Origin of the sequence: Bradyrhizobium sp. F1.13.3 (assembly GCF_040548265.1) — a bacterium.
In the GTDB taxonomy this organism is placed as follows: domain Bacteria; phylum Pseudomonadota; class Alphaproteobacteria; order Rhizobiales; family Xanthobacteraceae; genus Bradyrhizobium.
Genome location: NZ_JBEPRI010000007.1, coordinates 328,558 through 343,206, shown reverse-complemented (window position 1 = coordinate 343,206; position 14,649 = coordinate 328,558). Strand labels below are relative to the sequence as shown.

Below are 14,649 nucleotides of genomic sequence, written 5' to 3'. Positions count from 1 at the left end.
GCATGGCCGACTCGACCCGGCGTCCGGAGTCCATTTGACGTTTCGGATTGTAAAAAAATTGCCCCTAAACCGAAGCCGGACAAATACGGGGAACCGGCGGGGGTGAGTCGCAGGGATGATCGATTGTGGGGGCAGCGCCGCGCCGGTGGCGCTTCACAGGCCGCGCGCAGCCGGTAGGCTCGCAGGACCGTGGGCACCCGCCAAAAGAGCGGGAGCGCCACAAGGGATATGGAAACGCGAGGGCAGACCATGAAGGCACGACCGACCGGCGTGATCCCGCCGATGACGACGCCGTTCCGCAAGGATGGCGAGATCGACTACACGCTTGTGGCGCCTCAGGTCGACTGGATGATCGGGGCCGGCGCGCATGGCGTCGCGGCCGGCGGCTCGACCGGCGAGGGGCACACGCTCGATCACGAGGAATATCGCGACCTGATGGAGGCGACGGTCGCCGCGGTGAAGGGACGCATTCCCGTGATCGCCGGCATCATCGTCGATTCCACCCGCGATGCGATCCGCCGCGGCAAGCTGGTGCGCGACATGAATGTCGCCGCGCTCCAGGTCACGCCGGTGCACTATCTGTTCAAGCCGGACGACGAGGCGATGGTGGCGCATTTCCGCGCCATGGCGGATGAGACCGGCATGCCCATCATCATCTACAATGTGGTGCCGTGGTCGTATCTTTCGCCGGCGCTGCTGACGCGGATCATGACCGAGGTGCCGCTGGTGGTCGGCGTCAAGCAGAGCGCGGGCGATCTGAAGCTGTTCGCGGATCTCATGATGATGGCGCCTGACAAGCTGATCTACAGTGCGGTCGATGCCCTGATGTATCCGTCCTACACTTTAGGGGCCCATGGCTCGATCGCCGCGATCCTGACCGCGGCGCCGCATGCCTCCGTCGCGCTGTGGGATGCGGTGAAGGCGGGTGACCATCCGCGCGCGCTCGACCTGCACAAGAAGCTGCTGACGCTGTGGAACGCCGTGATCGCCGACAATCTGCCGGCCTGCACGCGCTATGCGCAGACGCTGCAGGGCCTGCCCAGGACTTATCCGCGCGCGCCGATGCCGGAGGCCTCAAGCGCGCAGCAGGCGACGATCCGCAAGGCACTGGACGGGCTCGGCGCGTTGAACGGGCGGCGCGTCGAGGCGGCCGAATAGTCCACGCCCCGAAATTACTGATGAGCACGGCAGCGCCGATCCGCTTTTACCTGCGGATGCGGCGCTGCTACATTTTGCGCGCGCTCCGATGCGCGGCTTAGCCATGAAGAAACATACCGACAAGGGGAGGGGCCGAAAGTCCCATGAAGGATTTTGCAGGAAAGATCGCCGTCATCACCGGCGGCGGCACGGGAATGGGACGCGAGCTCGCGCGGCAGCTCGTCGCCGAGGGCTGCAATGTCGCGATGTGCGACGTCTCGGAAGCCGCGATGGCCGAGACCAAGCGGCTGTGCGAGGTCGAGAAGCTGCCGCAGGGCCTGCGCGTCACGACCCACATCGCCGACGTTTCGATCGAGGATCATCTCAAGCGATTCCGCGACGAGCTCGCCGAGCAGCAGAAGACCGACCGGATCCATCTTCTGTTCAACAACGCCGGCATCGGTGGCGGCGGCAGCCTGTTCACCAACACGCGCGAGCAGTGGGAGCGCACCTTCAACATCTGCTGGGGCGGCGTCTATCTCGGCGTTCGCACCTTCCTGCCGATGCTGGTCGCAGCCGACGAGGCCCACATCGTCAACACCGCGAGCGTCAACGGCTTCTGGGCCTCGATCGGCATGAACCAGTCCCACACCGCCTACAGCTCGGCGAAGTTCGCCGTGAAGGGATTTACCGAAGCGCTGATCAATGATCTCCGCCTGCACGCGCCGCACGTCAAATGTTCGGTGGTGATGCCCGGCCATATCGGCACCTCGATCGTCTCCAATTCGCGCAAGGTGCAGAGCGCCGACGGCTCGGAGCGGCTCAACCCCGACGAGGTCGCGCTGACCCGCAAGCGCATGGTCGCGGCCGGCGTGCCGGATGCCGACAAGATGTCGGACGAGGACATCCAGGCGGTGTTCGCCGAGCGTGCCCGCAGCTTCCTCGAGGATGCGCCGACGACGGCGGCGCAGGCCGCCAGTATCATCCTCGATGGGGTCAAGGCGGAGCAATGGCGCATTCTCGTGGGCGAGGACGCAAAGCGCCTTGACGAGCGCGTTCGTGCTACGCCGGAGCAGGCCTACGAAAGATCCTTCTACGAAAGTTTTACGCAAGAGGTCGGCTGGCGGCTCGGTTGAAGCGGGCGCCGAGCGCGCGCGGATATAGGTATGATGCTCATCATGGCAAGAGGCGCTCGGGCAATTTCGCGTGCCATCTCTTGCCAGTTCGCTGCCGGCGTTTCCTGCCAGTGTCGACCACTCATGACCAATTGGAATGTCACGCATGCGATACGTCCCTTCGTTCAAGCGATGGTGATCTCGAACGGCTCTCATTCGGCGCACGGCAGCTTGGTCAGGGAACCAAAATAGTTTAGTCAATCATGTGTAAGGCGATGACCAGAGCGTAGCTCCCGATGATACCCGCATGCCTCTCCGACGACTGGATCCTTTGCCCGGAGCGAGAGGACATCTCCGCTGAGTTCACGCGGCTCCTGACCGCGGCCCAGGAGGGCGGCGCCACCATCGCGGAATGCCTGATGATCGCGCGGCAGCTGAAGCGGGGCGAAGACCAGTCCTGGCATCGCGAGTGGAAGAATCTGGCGCAAGCCAATCGGCTTCGTGCGGAGGCCGCGTTCGCGGAAGGTCACAGGGCGACGGCGCAGCGCAACTGGCTCCGCGCCATGAATTACTACAGTGCGGCCGCAATGCCGCTCGATCAGGCGGACGAGCGCCGCTGGGTCGCGGTCCTCGCGATGCAGGATTGCGCCCGCCGCTTTCTCGCCGCGCGCGATCCGGCCGGGGAAGTCATGACGATACCCTGGCTCGACGGCCATTCGTTGCAGGGCTATTTCCTGCCCGCGCCGTCGGGACGCGTGCGAGCTCCGACCGTGATCTGCATCGGCGAGCCCGGTCACCGCAAGGAGGAGTTTCTGTTCAAGCTCGCGCCGCATGCGCGCGAGCGCGGCTTCTCGCTGCTGGCGCTGGACCTGTTCGGTGATCAGCGCGACGATTATCTCGACGGGCTGTTGCGGCGCCGGGATCTCGAGAGTGCGATTCCGTGCGTCATGGACTATTTGGAGACGTGCAGCGACGTCGATTTCGGGCGCGTCGCGATCGTCGCCGATGGCTGGGGCTCTTCTTTCGTGGCCCGCGCCGTGCTGCAGGAGCCGCGGCTTGCCGCCGCCGTGTGCGATGGCGGCCTGTGGGACCTGCACGAACGGGCCTTCTTTGCCAGCCGATTCGCGATGAGCGACGTCAGCATCGTTCCGGTGCCGCATGCTCCGCTGATGGCCTCCAGCGCCGACTGTCCGGTGCTGATCACGCTCGGCGAGGACGGCTGGCTCAAGGCCGATCGGGCGCGTCAGATCGTCCAGACGTCCCGGCTCGGCAGCTCGGATGTCATGTTGAAGGTATTCACCGCGGCGGAAACCGGCGCGGCGCAGGCCCATGCGGACAATCCAAGCCTTGCCAATGAATACATTTTCGATTGGCTCGAATCCCGGCTCGGCGCGGCGGGCCGCATCTAAGGACGTCGCCTCAGAAGTCGAGAGTCAGGCGGACGCAGGCCTTTTCGAGACGGGTTTTCAACATCGCGAGCTTGGTGGTGAATTCCGTCAGTTCTTTCTCGTCGAACTCCTGGAAGACGAATTCCTTGATCGTCTTGTACTGCTCGGTGAGGCTGGCCAGGTGCTTCTGGGTCTTCTCGGTCAGGGACAGCCGGACCACCCTTGCGTCGGTCGGCGAGGGGCGGCGGCGCAACAGGCCCTTCTTCTCGAGCAGCTTGGACTGGGTCGTGACGAACGACGGGTCGACGTGGAGGAGTTTTGAGACGACGTTGACCGGAATGCCGTCGTCCTTGTCGAGGTCGGAGATCGCCATCAGGATCAGCCATTGCGGGCCGCTGATGCCGAGCGTTCTCGCCCAGAACTGACGCAGCTCCTCCAGATACATGTTGATCGACGATATCTCCCAGGTGAAGCGCCTGATGATATCCAGATTGCCGATGGGGCGGAGGCGCGCCCCTTCTTTCCTCGTCGCTGACACAGCGTCACTCCCGTGATCTGGTTTGTATGCGGCCGGTGTGGTGCAAGCCATAGTCCACGCAAGCCTGCTCTGACGCAAGTGCAGAGCAGGCTAATTTTGTCACTCAAACTACAAAGATGATTTGCTCACGGATCGCTTCGCCTGAGTGTTGCGTATGGGGTACAGGTTTAGTGAAACCACAAAGCTGACTAAATAAGGTATTTTGATTAGTCAACGGCGCAGGCATATTGCTTCGTGACGGTGGGGGGTTCTCGATCGTCCCGTTGCAGCTGGTTCGCTCACGTCCCTCGCGTCGAAAGCGGGTGTGTCCGAAAGCGCAAAGCGGCCGAACGGATTTGCAAGACGGGGATCTGGGGGGCCTCACGGTCCGGTCTTCGTAAAATGAGCAACTTGGAGGTTTTAATATGAAAGTGGTGAAGAGCCTTTTGCTCGGCACTGCGGCGGGTCTGATCGCCGTCGGTGGAGCTCAGGCGGCTGATCTTCCGGTCAAGGCCAAGGCGGTCGAGTATGTGAAGGTCTGCTCGCTTTACGGTGCGGGTTTCTACTACATCCCGGGCAGCGACACCTGCATCAAGCTGGGCGGTTATCTGCGTGCCGAAGTGGCGCTCAATGCCGGCGGCAACTACAGCGCCCAGTACAACAACGTCTTCGCGGCCAATAACCGCCTGACGAACTATTACTCGATGCGCGCTCGTGAAGATCTCAACATCGACACGCGCACCGCGACCGAGTACGGCGTTGTCCGCACCTATTTCGATGCGGTCTTCACCTGGACGACCGGCAACTATGTCGGCGCCGGTTCGGGAACGGGTGCCACCCAGTACAGCAGCACGCTCGGCCTCAACGCCGCAGGCACGGGTCTGATCGGGTCCAGCGGCGGCGCCGTCAACGGCACCGACGGGGGGATCTCGGGCGGCGCGCTCGGCGTCTACTACGCCTTCATCCAGTTCGCCGGCTTCACCATGGGTAAGGCGGTGTCGCAGTTCGACGCGCCCTGGATCAACTATCCCGGCAACAACTTCGACCAGCTCGTCGGCGGTAGCGGCACCACCAACGGTGTCGCCCAGTTCACCTACACCGCCGATCTGGGCCAAGGCATAACGGCGATCGTCTCGGCGCAGGACCAGACGCAGGTGTTCCAGACCGCGCTGTGGAATACGGCCGGCATGTCCACCACCGGCGTCCTCGGCGGTGCCTACGGCTCCAACGATCTCGGCGGCTCCCGCGCCCCCGATCTCGTCGGTACGCTCCGCGTCGACCAGGCCTGGGGCCTGTTCCAGGCCTCGGTCGCGGCGCACGACAACCACGTCGGCTATTACGGCGCGAGCGAAGCCACGGGTCATCCTGAAGACAAGTGGGGCTGGGCCGTCCAGCTGGCTCTGTCGATCAAGAACATCCCGACCGGTGCAGGCGACGTGATCAACATCTCGGGCGTCTACACCGACGGCGCGAGCCGCTACAACTTCCAGGAGCTGGCAGCGACCAACTACTCGATGTTCGGCGGTTCGGGCGGCGCGTATCAGAGCATCGGCTTCGCCGGCGTGTCTGACGCGGTGTTCGCACCCGGCAGCGGCCTCGAGCTGACCAAGACCTACGGCTTCCGTGGTGCCTACACCCACAACTGGAGCCCGTACTGGAACTCGGCGCTCTATGGTGCGTGGGCTGCCGTCAACTACAGCGGCACGGCCAAGGGCATGATCTGCGGCAGCGCCGCGTTCGCGACCCTGACCGGTACCTGCAACCCGGACTTCAACATCGGCCAGATCGGTGTCATCACCCGCTGGACCCCGGTCAAGAACCTGACCTTCTCGGCTGACTTCACCTACAGCCACCTTGACCAGAAGTACTCGGGCGTGATCACGACGCCGGCGCTCACGAGCGTTGCCAAGCCCGCGGCGACCTATGAGCTGAAGGACCAGGACACCTATAGCCTGCTCGTTCGCGCCCAGCGCAACTGGTAAGCCTTGGTCTTCTTACCTGGGTCTTCAGACGTGGGTCTTCGGATATGACGCAGCCCCGGCGGGACACCGCCGGGGCTTTTTTTACTAAGATCGCTTTCGGAAAATCCAGCAGCCCGTGCGGGCAACGAAGACGAGCCATGCGATTCGACCGGCCCAAGTTTATTTACTTACCTGAGTTACTAAGCTATATAGCTCTCAGCCGATGACGAAAGTTGCGGCTCTGACTTGATGCTAAACCTCCAGGAACCTCCGGCAATGCCCTGCCGGAGGTTTTTCGTTTTGGGACACGGCTTTAGAACGTGGCTCTTGGACATGGCTCTAGCCGCGCATGACGCGCGCGCGGGAATTCGGCCGGTAGGCGATGCGGCTGTGGCCGGCGCAATAGGACTGGCCGTCGGGCGCGGAGTTGCCGCAGAAGCAGAAATCGTCTGCGCCAGGTGTGGATATCGGCCAGCGGCAGCGGTTCTCGGCAAGCTCCAGCAGCGAGCAGCGATTGGCGTCGTCGATCGGACCGGCGACCATCGGCGCACCGGTCTCGCCGTAGATCGTGGCGAGCATCTCGTATTGCAGGCGCGGCACGGTCCGCGGCGCGCGCGAAGGTGCCAAGCCCCTGTCCTGAACCTTGCGGTCGTCGATGGTCCGGCCGCGCGTCAGATTGAGGCGAGACAGCTTGCCGATCACGGCATTGCGGCTGACGCCGATGTCGGCGGCGATCTCGCGGCAGGAGAGGCCGGCCTCGAAGTGCTGCCTCAGCAGTTCAATGCGTTCGTCGGTCCAGGTTTGTGAAGAAGTCGGTGAGAGAACAGGCATTGGTGCGGTCCCAGGTTGCAGATGTCGGCCATCCGCTTCTCGAGATCCGTCCGCCTCACGTTCGGCGCGCGCTCACGTCCTGCCATTGTCGCGAATCGACAAAAGCCCGTCCTTGATGGCGAGACGGATGCCTTCCTCGATCAAGGTACGTGCGACGCCGGGAACGCTGGTGCCGTGGGTGCCCTGTCTCACCAGCTTCTCCAGATAGGTGATGGTCGAGAGCGCCAAGGTTACGGGAATGCGGTCAGTCTCGGCTTTTTCGGTGGCCATGCCTAAACGCTAGCCTCTTACGCAGGTACATAAAAGTGACGATTAAGAGTCTATTTAGGTTTGAAGGCAGAAGTCAATTGCAGGCTGCGGCGCTCGCTCAGCCCGTTGGAATCGCGAAGGAAATTAGGCATGACGAGGCACGCCGCGCGAACAGGCCGGCGGCTGCGTGGCCTCGACAGGTCAGGAGTGGGCGGGTCGGCTCAGCCGTGCACGATCGCCTTGTCGATCATGCAATGGATGCCCTTGGAGCCGTTGACGGTCTGGGTTACCCGCAGATCGGCCGCCAGGCTGCACAGCGTATAGGCGTCCTCGCGCGACAAATTGCGCCTCTCGCCGAGCAGCACGATCATGTCGCGCAGCGCCCGCACCACGCATTGGTCGAGGTCGGGGTCCATCGCCATGGTCATGTAATGCGTCGCCGTCTCGCCGCGGGGATAATCGAGCCTGAGGTCCTTGCGCAGCGTTAGGCGAAAGCGGCCCTGGAGTGCGGTCTCGATCGCGGTGACGCACACCTCGCCGTCGCCCTGCACGCCATGGCCGTCGCCGCAGGAGAACAGCGCGCCCGGGACGAACACGGGCAGGTACAGCGTCGCGCCGGCGCCAAGCTCCTTGTTGTCGAGATTGCCGCCCATGGCGCGCGGGACCAGCGAGGAGATGCGGCCCCAGGCGGGAGGAGGCGAAACGCCCATCACGCCGAAGAACGGCTTGAGCGGCAGGTCCAGCCCCCACGGCATGCGGGCAACCATCCGCGACCGGTCGAGCGGGATGTTCAGGATACGCGTCTCGTGAAAGTCGTCGGGCAGGGTGCCGGACAGGGGCTTGATCATGTTCCAGCCCCAATCCTGCCGGAGCTGGACGTCGAGGATCTCGACCGCGAGCACGTCGCCGGGTTCGGCGCCCTCGAGCGCTATCGGGCCAGTGAGGATATGGCCGGGCAGCATGCGCTCGTTCTTGGCATGAACCTCGAACATCTCGGGCGGAATGTGAAATGTGTCGCGGTCGGGCAGCATGTCCGGACCGCCGCTGATGGTATCGACCGTGACCTCGTCGCCACTCGCGACGGTAAGGACGGGTTTGAGCGCGGCTTCGAAGAAGCCCCAATGGCAGGTCTCGGGGCTGGAATGCAGGTGGTGATGGGTCATGTGGCGTCCGTCCGTTTCACAGGCCCGGGCTTGACCAGGCAATCGATCCTCTTCCAAGAAGCTTTCTGAAGATCGACGGGCGGGTCAAGCCCGCGCGCAACAGGCACGACCATTCCAGCGAGGCTCCCCTGCTTTTTGTCCTGTCAAAGACCCTCGGCACCGCGGTGCTGCCGATCAACTTCATGATCGAGCTCGGAATCGTCTCGGTCGTCCTGATGGCGACGCGCTTTGCCGCATTCGGCCGCAAGCTCGCCGCGGCCACGCTGATCCTGCTGGCGCTCGCCGCGTTCTCGCCGCTCGGCAACCTTTTGCTCTATCCGCTGGAGTCGCGTTTTGCGCCGTGGGATCCGTCGCGGGGTGCGCCCGACGGCATCATCGTGCTCGGCGGCTCCGTCGACACCGATCTGTCGGCGGCGCACCGCACGCCGGTCGTCGCGCACGCGGCCGATCGCCTGTTTGCGCCGGCTGAGCTCGCGCGCCGCTATCCGAGCACGCGTATTGTTTTCACCGGGGGCACCGCGAACCTGGTTTCGACGGACTCGCGGGAGGCCGACTACTCCGCGCCGATCCTGGAGAATCTGGGTATCGCGAAGCAGCGCCTGATCCTCGAGCGGGACTCTCGCAACACCTACGAGAATGCCATCTTCACCAAACAATTGGTGGCGCCCAAACCGGGCGAACGCTGGCTCCTGGTCACCTCGGCCTTTCACATGCCGCGTTCGATGGGGATCTTTCGCAAGGCAGGATTTGACGTCGAAGCCTATCCCGTGGACTGGCGAATGGGCGGGCGTGACGATCTTCTCTCTTTCACCAATGTCGCCACGGACGGGCTCCGCCGAACCGAGGTCGCCGTGCGCGAATGGATCGGGCTCGTCGCCTACCGCCTGATGGGCCGGACCGGCGAGTTGCTCCCGGGGCCGGCGAGGGACTAGAACCGTTCAAGAAACAAGAACAGCGCCGGCGCGCGACTGCCGGCCGGGAGGACGCCATGCAACAGCAGAGTGCAGACCGCATCGATCTTGCCGGCCTCGTCGCCGATCTCAACGGCCTGCTGCGGCTGAAGACCACGGTGATCGGCATGAAGCTGTTCGCGCGGACCGCCGACATGGAGGCAATCCCGAAAATCCGGCGGCCGACCGCGGTCCACACCACCGACCAGATCGTCAGCATGGCGGCGCGTCTGGGCTGGACCGTGGGCATCACCGCCGACGATCTCGTCGGCGCGCAATGCCGCGCGGTGATCGGCCTCGCACCGCAGGACGAGAAATGGCTCGCCGGAGAAAACTATGTCGGGGTCTGGCACGGCACGGCGGAGGACGCACGCAAGCGCCAGGAGGCGCTGGACGTGGTTCCGTTCGGGCAATATCAGGCGCTCGCGGTCAGTCCGCTGGCGAGCGGCCGGCTCGATCCGCCGGACATTTGTCTCGTCTATGCGACGCCGGGGCAGATGATCATCCTGATCAACGGGCTGCAATATACCGGCTACAAGAAGTTCGAATGGGGCGTGGTCGGCGAGACCGCTTGCGCCGATTCCTGGGGCAGGGCGCTCAAGAGCGGTGAGCCCAGCCTGTCCTTGCCATGCTATGCCGAACGGCGCTATGGCGGCGTGCCGGACGAGGAGATGCTGATGGCCCTGAAGCCGGAACATCTCGCCAAGGCGGTTGTGGGCATGAAGGCGCTGGCCAAGAACGGCCTGCGTTATCCGATCCCGCCCTATGGTATTCAAAGCGATGTCCGTGCCGGCATGGGCGTGAGCTACGCGAAGAAGTGAAGTAAAGGCGGACCATGAGCTCTGCGAAATTCGACATCGTCGTCTATGGCGCGACCGGTTTTACCGGCCAGCTCGTCGCCGAATACCTGACCCAGCACTACAAGAGCGACCACGCGCTGAAATGGGCGATGGCAGGCCGCAGCCTCGGCAAGCTGAAATCGGTGCGCGATGCGATCGGCGCGCCCGGGAATACGGAGCTGATTGTCGCGGATGCGTCGGATGCGGCTTCGCTGAAGGCGATGGCGGAGCAGACGATGTCGGTGATCACCACCGTCGGACCGTACCAGCTCTACGGCGAGGAGTTGCTCGCAGCCTGCGTGGCCACGGGCACGGATTATTTCGATCTCTGCGGCGAGCCGATCTGGATGCGCCAGATGATCGACAAGTACGAGGCGGCTGCAAAAGAGAGCGGCGCGCGGATCGTGTTTTCCTGCGGCTACGATTCCGTGCCGTTCGAGCTCGGTACGTTCTTCGTCCAGGAAGAGGCCAAACGTGTCTTCGGCGCGCCGGCCCCGCGCGTGAAGGGCCGCGTGCGCGACATGCGCGGCACGCTCTCGGGCGGCACCGCCGCGAGCGCGAAGGCGACCTTCGATGCCGTGGCGAAAGATCTCAGCCTTGTCGCCATTCTCAACGATCATTTTGCGCTGACGCCCGGCTTCAGCGGCCCGAAGCAGCCGAAAGGCAACAGGGCAGCTTTCGAGGAGGATCTGCAATCCTGGGCGGCGCCGTTCATGATGGCGCTGATCAACACGCGCAACGTTCACCGCTCCAACATGCTGATGGGATTCCCCTACGGCCAGGACTTCGTTTACGACGAGATGGTGCTGACCGGTCCCGGCGAGAAGGGCGAGGCCAACGCCAAGCTCGTGATGGCTGCCAATGCGGGCAAGACCGGCCCCGACGCTCCGAAGCCAGGGGAGGGGCCGTCGAAGGAAGAGCGCGAAAACGGTCTGTTCGATCTGCTCTATATCGCGATCGCACCCGATGGCCGCATGGTACGCGCCGGCGTCACCGGCGACCGCGATCCCGGCTACGGCTCGACCTCGAAGATGATCTCCGAATGCGCCATCTGCATGCTGCGTGACACGACCGACGTCGCAGCCGGCTTCTGGACCCCGGGCGCGGCGATGCAGCACAAGCTGATCAAGCGGCTGGTCGGGAACGCGGGGCTGACGTTCGCGGTGGAGGCCCAGACGTAGCTTCCGTAGGGTGGGCAGAGCGAAGCGTGCCCACCACGTCTGTCGCGATTGCGGGGAGATGGTGGGCACGGCGCGTTGCGCCTTTGCCCACCCTACTGCACCGTGCCACTACACCGCCCGCGCGTCGTACGCGTACATGAAATCCATGCCCTTCGCGCCCAGCGGCAGCAGCCATTTCATCATCTGATTGCGGATCCACGCGCCGGTGGCGCTGAACTCGCGCTTGCTGTTGCCGTTGCGGCGGGCCATGGCGACGATCTTTTCGGTGCGAGGGCGCCGTTCGGCCTCGAAGGCCTGGAAGGTGGCGCCGAGCTCCTGGCCTTGCTGCATCAACCGGGCAAGGCGCATCGCATCCTCCAGCGCGAGCGAGGCGCCCTGGCCGGCATGGGGGCTGGTCGCATGGGCGGCATCGCCGATCAGCAGCGAGCGCTTGCGCGACCAGGTCGGCAGGGTGGCGACGTCGAGCGTGTCGGTGACCACGATGTTCTCGGCTGCCTCGATGATGCCAGGGATTGGATCGTGCCAGCCGCGGTGGAAGCCGCGCAGGTGCTGCTTCAGCGTTGCAGGGTCGAGCGCGCGAAACATCGCCGCGTCCATGCCGTGCGCCGGCTGCGTGCTCCACCACATCACGCCGTCGTCCGGATCGGGGCTGCAATAGCCGTAGCCGAAGAAGCCGCTCTGTCCGAACGTGGTCTCGATGTGCCGGCCAATCGGCCGGCCGTCGAGGACGGCGCGCGGCACGAAGCCGCCGAAGCCGATCAGTCCGGTGTCGAACGGTTGCGGCCCGTCCGGCACCACCTGCCGCCGCGCCACCGAGTGTACGCCGTCGGCGCCGATCAGGAAGTCGCCTTCGGCCGTGGTGCCGTCGGCGAAGTAGGCGATGATCGGCTGGTCGCCGCGATCCTCGATCTTGATCAGGCGCTTTTCGAAATAGAGTGAAACGCACGCGCACCAGGCCTTGTCGATCAGCATCTCGTTCAGCGTGGCGCGGCAGACATTGACCGCGGGCTGGCCGAAGCGTCGCGCCATGTCGCGATTGATCGAGCCGAGCCTCTCTCCGCCTTGCGAATAGAAGTCGAACGATTCCGCGATCGAGCCGCGGCTTATCAGCTCGTTCGAAAGGCCGATCTCGTCCATGATCTGCATGCCGTTCGGCGCGATCTGAAGGCCGCCGCCGATGCCTTTCGAATAAGGCCAGGCCTCGTAAATCGCGGACTCGATGCCGGCACGGCGCAGCAGGACCGCCGCGACGGGCCCGGCGATACCGGCGCCGATGATCAGGGCCTTGCGGGGACGATAGGACATGGCTTGCTCCCGACGTTTCCGTGGTGCTAGGAGAATTACGGTCGCTAAATATCTTAGTGACTAAGATATATATCGACTAAGAGATGAGGTGGGCCTTGTCAAGGACGAAGGCGCGCGTTGCGCTGCTGCAGGAGCTCGAGGAGGCGATGCGCAGGTCGTCCGCGCAGGGCGTGCTCTATGGCCAGACCGTTGCGAACGTTGCCGGAATTGCCAATTCCGACCTCGAATGCATGGACATCCTCTATCTCGAGGGACGTGTCACCGCCGGCCGGCTCGCCGTGGTCACGGGCCTGACGACGGGCGCCATCACCGGCGTGGTCGACCGGCTCGAAAAGGCCGGCCTGGTGCGCCGCGAGCGGGATGAAAACGACCGGCGCAAGGTTTTCATTGCCGTCGTACCGGAAGCAGCCATGAAGATCGGCCAGTTCTACGTTCCGATGCAACGGGCAATGGAGAAGGTGTTCAACACCTATTCCGACCAGGAACTACGCCTGCTGCTGCGTTTCGCGACCGAGGGCTACAAGGGTGTGCTCGCGGCAACCGCGGCGCTGAAGGGCCTGCTCGATACGCCGCCGGAAAAGCGTCCCACTCTCAAGCTGAAGAAGCTTCGTCGCGAGCCCTAGCCTTGTAGATCTGCGCAGCCGCGATCATGCCCCACATCGCGCCCAGCATCATCCAGAAATGCCGCCAGTGGTCGGTGTCGATCACGAAGCTTTCGCCGACGGTGCCGACGAAGGCGGAGAACACCGCGAGATAAGCGCGCTGCCAGGGCACAGGCACGAAGATGTGCCTGACACCCACGATGACGGTCGTGAAGACCAGCGCGGGATAGCAGATGCCGGACAGCCAGCCGCCGGACATGAAGGCGTTGAGATAGGAGTTGTGGGTGTCTTCGGGGAAGAAGCGGTGGAATTGCAGAGGGCCGATGCCGAACGGCAGGTCGAGCGCCATCTCCGCTCCCAGGATGTGCCGGCCGAACCGGCCGAACCTGCCTTCGTCATAGCTCTGGTCGAAGCTCGCGCGCTGCTTGAACATCTCGGCGGTGGAATCGAACGACAGCAGCACCGCGATCAGCGCGAGGCCCAGCACCGCGGCCAGGATCGCCATGACGATGATGCGCGAGCGCTGCGCGTTGGTGCGGCTGGTCAGCACCATCAGCGCGAGCATGAAGGCGGATGTCAGCACCAGCCCGCCCCAGGCGGCGCGGGAGAACGCGAGCAGGATCGCCAGCGACATGATGCCGAAGGCGATGACGTTGCGGAACGCCTTGCCGGCCTTGTCGGAGACGACGCTCTGCAACGAGAACAGCGCCGGCAGGATCAGGAAGGCGCCGAGAACGTTCGGATCCTTGAAGGTGCCGCGCGCGCGTCCGTACAGGGTGAGGAGGTCGTCGCCGCCGGGCACCAAATGGAAGTAGCCGGCGACCGCCAGGAGCGAGGCGCCCATCGCGCCGACCACGAGCCCGCGGCGGAGCATGTCGAGCCGGGCCGCGGTGTCCTCCGACGTGACCATGGCGAAGAACACGACCGTCACCGCCATGTACCAGGAGGTCGCAATCCAGCTGACCACCTCGGACTGCTCGAACAGCGGAATCGCACTGATCATGTAGCCGATATTGAGCAGGACCAGCATCAGCAGCAGCGGCATCAAAGCGAGCCGCAGACGCAGGCCGGTGGCGAAGAAGGTGACGGTGGCCAGCAGCGTCACGATCTCGTAGGGGCTCGGCTCGATGAAGACGATCGCGCCGGAGGCGCCGACCAGCCATACCAGCGCGCGCTGGAGCGCCAGCACGCCGGGCGCAGCCCGAACCGCTGCATTCATCTCCCCGGCTGTTGCCGCATACGCCATCACACGCTCATACGTTTACGCAACTGATACGCCGACAAACACCGCTGTCATCGCCCGGCTTGACCGGGCGATCCAGTATTCCGCGGCAGCGCGGCTGAATCTCAGCGCCGCGGCGTACTGGATACCCCGCCCCAGTGCGCAACTACGCACAAGGCGGGGCATGAC

14 protein-coding genes are annotated in these 14,649 nt (G+C 64.2%); 8 read left to right on the top strand and 6 right to left on the bottom strand.

The features are described 5' to 3' along the window. Positions 1-249: 249 nt before the first annotated feature. The 3 genes from ABIB66_RS21315 to ABIB66_RS21305 all read left to right on the top strand — a co-directional run bounded on the left by ABIB66_RS21315 (position 250) and on the right by ABIB66_RS21305 (position 3,661). Entirely contained in the window at positions 250-1,158 is a 909-nt protein-coding gene (locus ABIB66_RS21315; RefSeq protein WP_275171367.1) for a dihydrodipicolinate synthase family protein, read from the top strand. Positions 1,159-1,301: 143 nt separating this feature from the next. After that, positions 1,302-2,273: an SDR family NAD(P)-dependent oxidoreductase gene (locus tag ABIB66_RS21310; RefSeq protein ID WP_354209935.1), complete on the top strand. Its 972-nt coding sequence runs from the start codon at positions 1,302-1,304 to the stop codon at positions 2,271-2,273. Positions 2,274-2,548: 275 nt separating this feature from the next. Beyond that, complete coding sequence (locus tag ABIB66_RS21305; protein WP_354058917.1) at positions 2,549-3,661, top strand: alpha/beta hydrolase family protein; 1,113 nt, start codon at positions 2,549-2,551, stop codon at positions 3,659-3,661. Positions 3,662-3,671: 10 nt separating this feature from the next. On the opposite strand, the gene ABIB66_RS21300 is transcribed toward ABIB66_RS21305, so the two are convergent. Further along, positions 3,672-4,178, bottom strand: coding sequence for a MarR family winged helix-turn-helix transcriptional regulator (locus ABIB66_RS21300; RefSeq protein ID WP_354058918.1), 507 nt, complete (start codon positions 4,176-4,178; stop codon positions 3,672-3,674). A 404-nt stretch (positions 4,179-4,582) separates the two neighbouring features. Here ABIB66_RS21300 and ABIB66_RS21295 point away from each other — a divergent pair, with 404 nt between their 5' ends. Then, complete coding sequence (locus ABIB66_RS21295; RefSeq protein ID WP_354255465.1) at positions 4,583-6,139, top strand: porin; 1,557 nt, start codon at positions 4,583-4,585, stop codon at positions 6,137-6,139. A gap of 318 nt (positions 6,140-6,457) precedes the next feature. Here the strand turns inward: ABIB66_RS21295 and ABIB66_RS21290 are convergent, their stop codons facing one another. The 3 genes from ABIB66_RS21290 to ABIB66_RS21280 form a co-directional block, all read right to left on the bottom strand. Next, a complete protein-coding gene (locus tag ABIB66_RS21290; RefSeq protein ID WP_354209932.1) occupies positions 6,458-6,949 on the bottom strand; it encodes a GcrA family cell cycle regulator in 492 nt (163 codons plus the stop codon). A gap of 72 nt (positions 6,950-7,021) precedes the next feature. Beyond that, positions 7,022-7,219 carry a hypothetical protein gene (locus tag ABIB66_RS21285; RefSeq protein ID WP_007603456.1) on the bottom strand — a complete coding sequence of 66 codons (198 nt, stop codon included), beginning with the start codon at positions 7,217-7,219 and terminating at the stop codon, positions 7,022-7,024. 200 nt (positions 7,220-7,419) lie between these two features. After that, positions 7,420-8,361 carry an acetamidase/formamidase family protein gene (locus tag ABIB66_RS21280; protein ID WP_354209931.1) on the bottom strand — a complete coding sequence of 314 codons (942 nt, stop codon included), beginning with the start codon at positions 8,359-8,361 and terminating at the stop codon, positions 7,420-7,422. A 164-nt stretch (positions 8,362-8,525) separates the two neighbouring features. Here ABIB66_RS21280 and ABIB66_RS21275 point away from each other — a divergent pair, with 164 nt between their 5' ends. The 3 genes from ABIB66_RS21275 to ABIB66_RS21265 are packed head-to-tail and all read left to right on the top strand — an operon-like array spanning position 8,526 to position 11,331. Further along, positions 8,526-9,293 carry a YdcF family protein gene (locus ABIB66_RS21275; RefSeq protein WP_473320068.1) on the top strand — a complete coding sequence of 256 codons (768 nt, stop codon included), beginning with the start codon at positions 8,526-8,528 and terminating at the stop codon, positions 9,291-9,293. 56 nt (positions 9,294-9,349) lie between these two features. Continuing rightward, positions 9,350-10,132 carry a DUF169 domain-containing protein gene (locus ABIB66_RS21270; RefSeq protein ID WP_275171359.1) on the top strand — a complete coding sequence of 261 codons (783 nt, stop codon included), beginning with the start codon at positions 9,350-9,352 and terminating at the stop codon, positions 10,130-10,132. Between the two features lie 14 nt (positions 10,133-10,146). Further along, positions 10,147-11,331 carry a saccharopine dehydrogenase family protein gene (locus ABIB66_RS21265; RefSeq protein WP_354209927.1) on the top strand — a complete coding sequence of 395 codons (1,185 nt, stop codon included), beginning with the start codon at positions 10,147-10,149 and terminating at the stop codon, positions 11,329-11,331. A 108-nt stretch (positions 11,332-11,439) separates the two neighbouring features. On the opposite strand, the gene ABIB66_RS21260 is transcribed toward ABIB66_RS21265, so the two are convergent. Continuing rightward, on the bottom strand, positions 11,440-12,636 hold the full coding sequence (locus ABIB66_RS21260) for an FAD-dependent monooxygenase (protein WP_354209926.1): 1,197 nt from the start codon (positions 12,634-12,636) through the stop codon (positions 11,440-11,442). Positions 12,637-12,782: 146 nt separating this feature from the next. Between ABIB66_RS21260 and ABIB66_RS21255 the strand changes: the two genes are divergently transcribed. Continuing rightward, positions 12,783-13,259 carry a MarR family transcriptional regulator gene (locus tag ABIB66_RS21255; RefSeq protein ID WP_354209964.1) on the top strand — a complete coding sequence of 159 codons (477 nt, stop codon included), beginning with the start codon at positions 12,783-12,785 and terminating at the stop codon, positions 13,257-13,259. On the opposite strand, the gene ABIB66_RS21250 is transcribed toward ABIB66_RS21255, so the two are convergent. Next, a complete protein-coding gene (locus tag ABIB66_RS21250; RefSeq protein WP_354209925.1) occupies positions 13,228-14,484 on the bottom strand; it encodes an O-antigen ligase family protein in 1,257 nt (418 codons plus the stop codon). The two genes, ABIB66_RS21255 and ABIB66_RS21250, sit on opposite strands and share 32 nt — an antisense overlap. Positions 14,485-14,649 lie beyond the last annotated feature (165 nt).

Bases quoted from the DNA above. Each gene is read 5' to 3' on its own strand.
- ABIB66_RS21270 (WP_275171359.1), top strand. From the start codon at position 9,350: ATGCAACAGCAGAGTGCAGACCGCATCGATCTTGCCGGCCTCGTCGCC.
- ABIB66_RS21255 (WP_354209964.1), top strand. From the start codon at position 12,783: ATGCGCAGGTCGTCCGCGCAGGGCGTGCTCTATGGCCAGACCGTTGCG.
- ABIB66_RS21250 (WP_354209925.1), bottom strand. From the start codon at position 14,484: ATGGCGTATGCGGCAACAGCCGGGGAGATGAATGCAGCGGTTCGGGCT.
- ABIB66_RS21310 (WP_354209935.1), top strand. From the start codon at position 1,302: ATGAAGGATTTTGCAGGAAAGATCGCCGTCATCACCGGCGGCGGCACG.
- ABIB66_RS21285 (WP_007603456.1), bottom strand. From the start codon at position 7,219: ATGGCCACCGAAAAAGCCGAGACTGACCGCATTCCCGTAACCTTGGCG.
- ABIB66_RS21280 (WP_354209931.1), bottom strand. From the start codon at position 8,361: ATGACCCATCACCACCTGCATTCCAGCCCCGAGACCTGCCATTGGGGC.
- ABIB66_RS21265 (WP_354209927.1), top strand. From the start codon at position 10,147: ATGAGCTCTGCGAAATTCGACATCGTCGTCTATGGCGCGACCGGTTTT.
- ABIB66_RS21260 (WP_354209926.1), bottom strand. From the start codon at position 12,636: ATGTCCTATCGTCCCCGCAAGGCCCTGATCATCGGCGCCGGTATCGCC.
- ABIB66_RS21305 (WP_354058917.1), top strand. From the start codon at position 2,549: ATGATACCCGCATGCCTCTCCGACGACTGGATCCTTTGCCCGGAGCGA.
- ABIB66_RS21315 (WP_275171367.1), top strand. From the start codon at position 250: ATGAAGGCACGACCGACCGGCGTGATCCCGCCGATGACGACGCCGTTC.
- ABIB66_RS21290 (WP_354209932.1), bottom strand. From the start codon at position 6,949: ATGCCTGTTCTCTCACCGACTTCTTCACAAACCTGGACCGACGAACGC.
- ABIB66_RS21295 (WP_354255465.1), top strand. From the start codon at position 4,583: ATGAAAGTGGTGAAGAGCCTTTTGCTCGGCACTGCGGCGGGTCTGATC.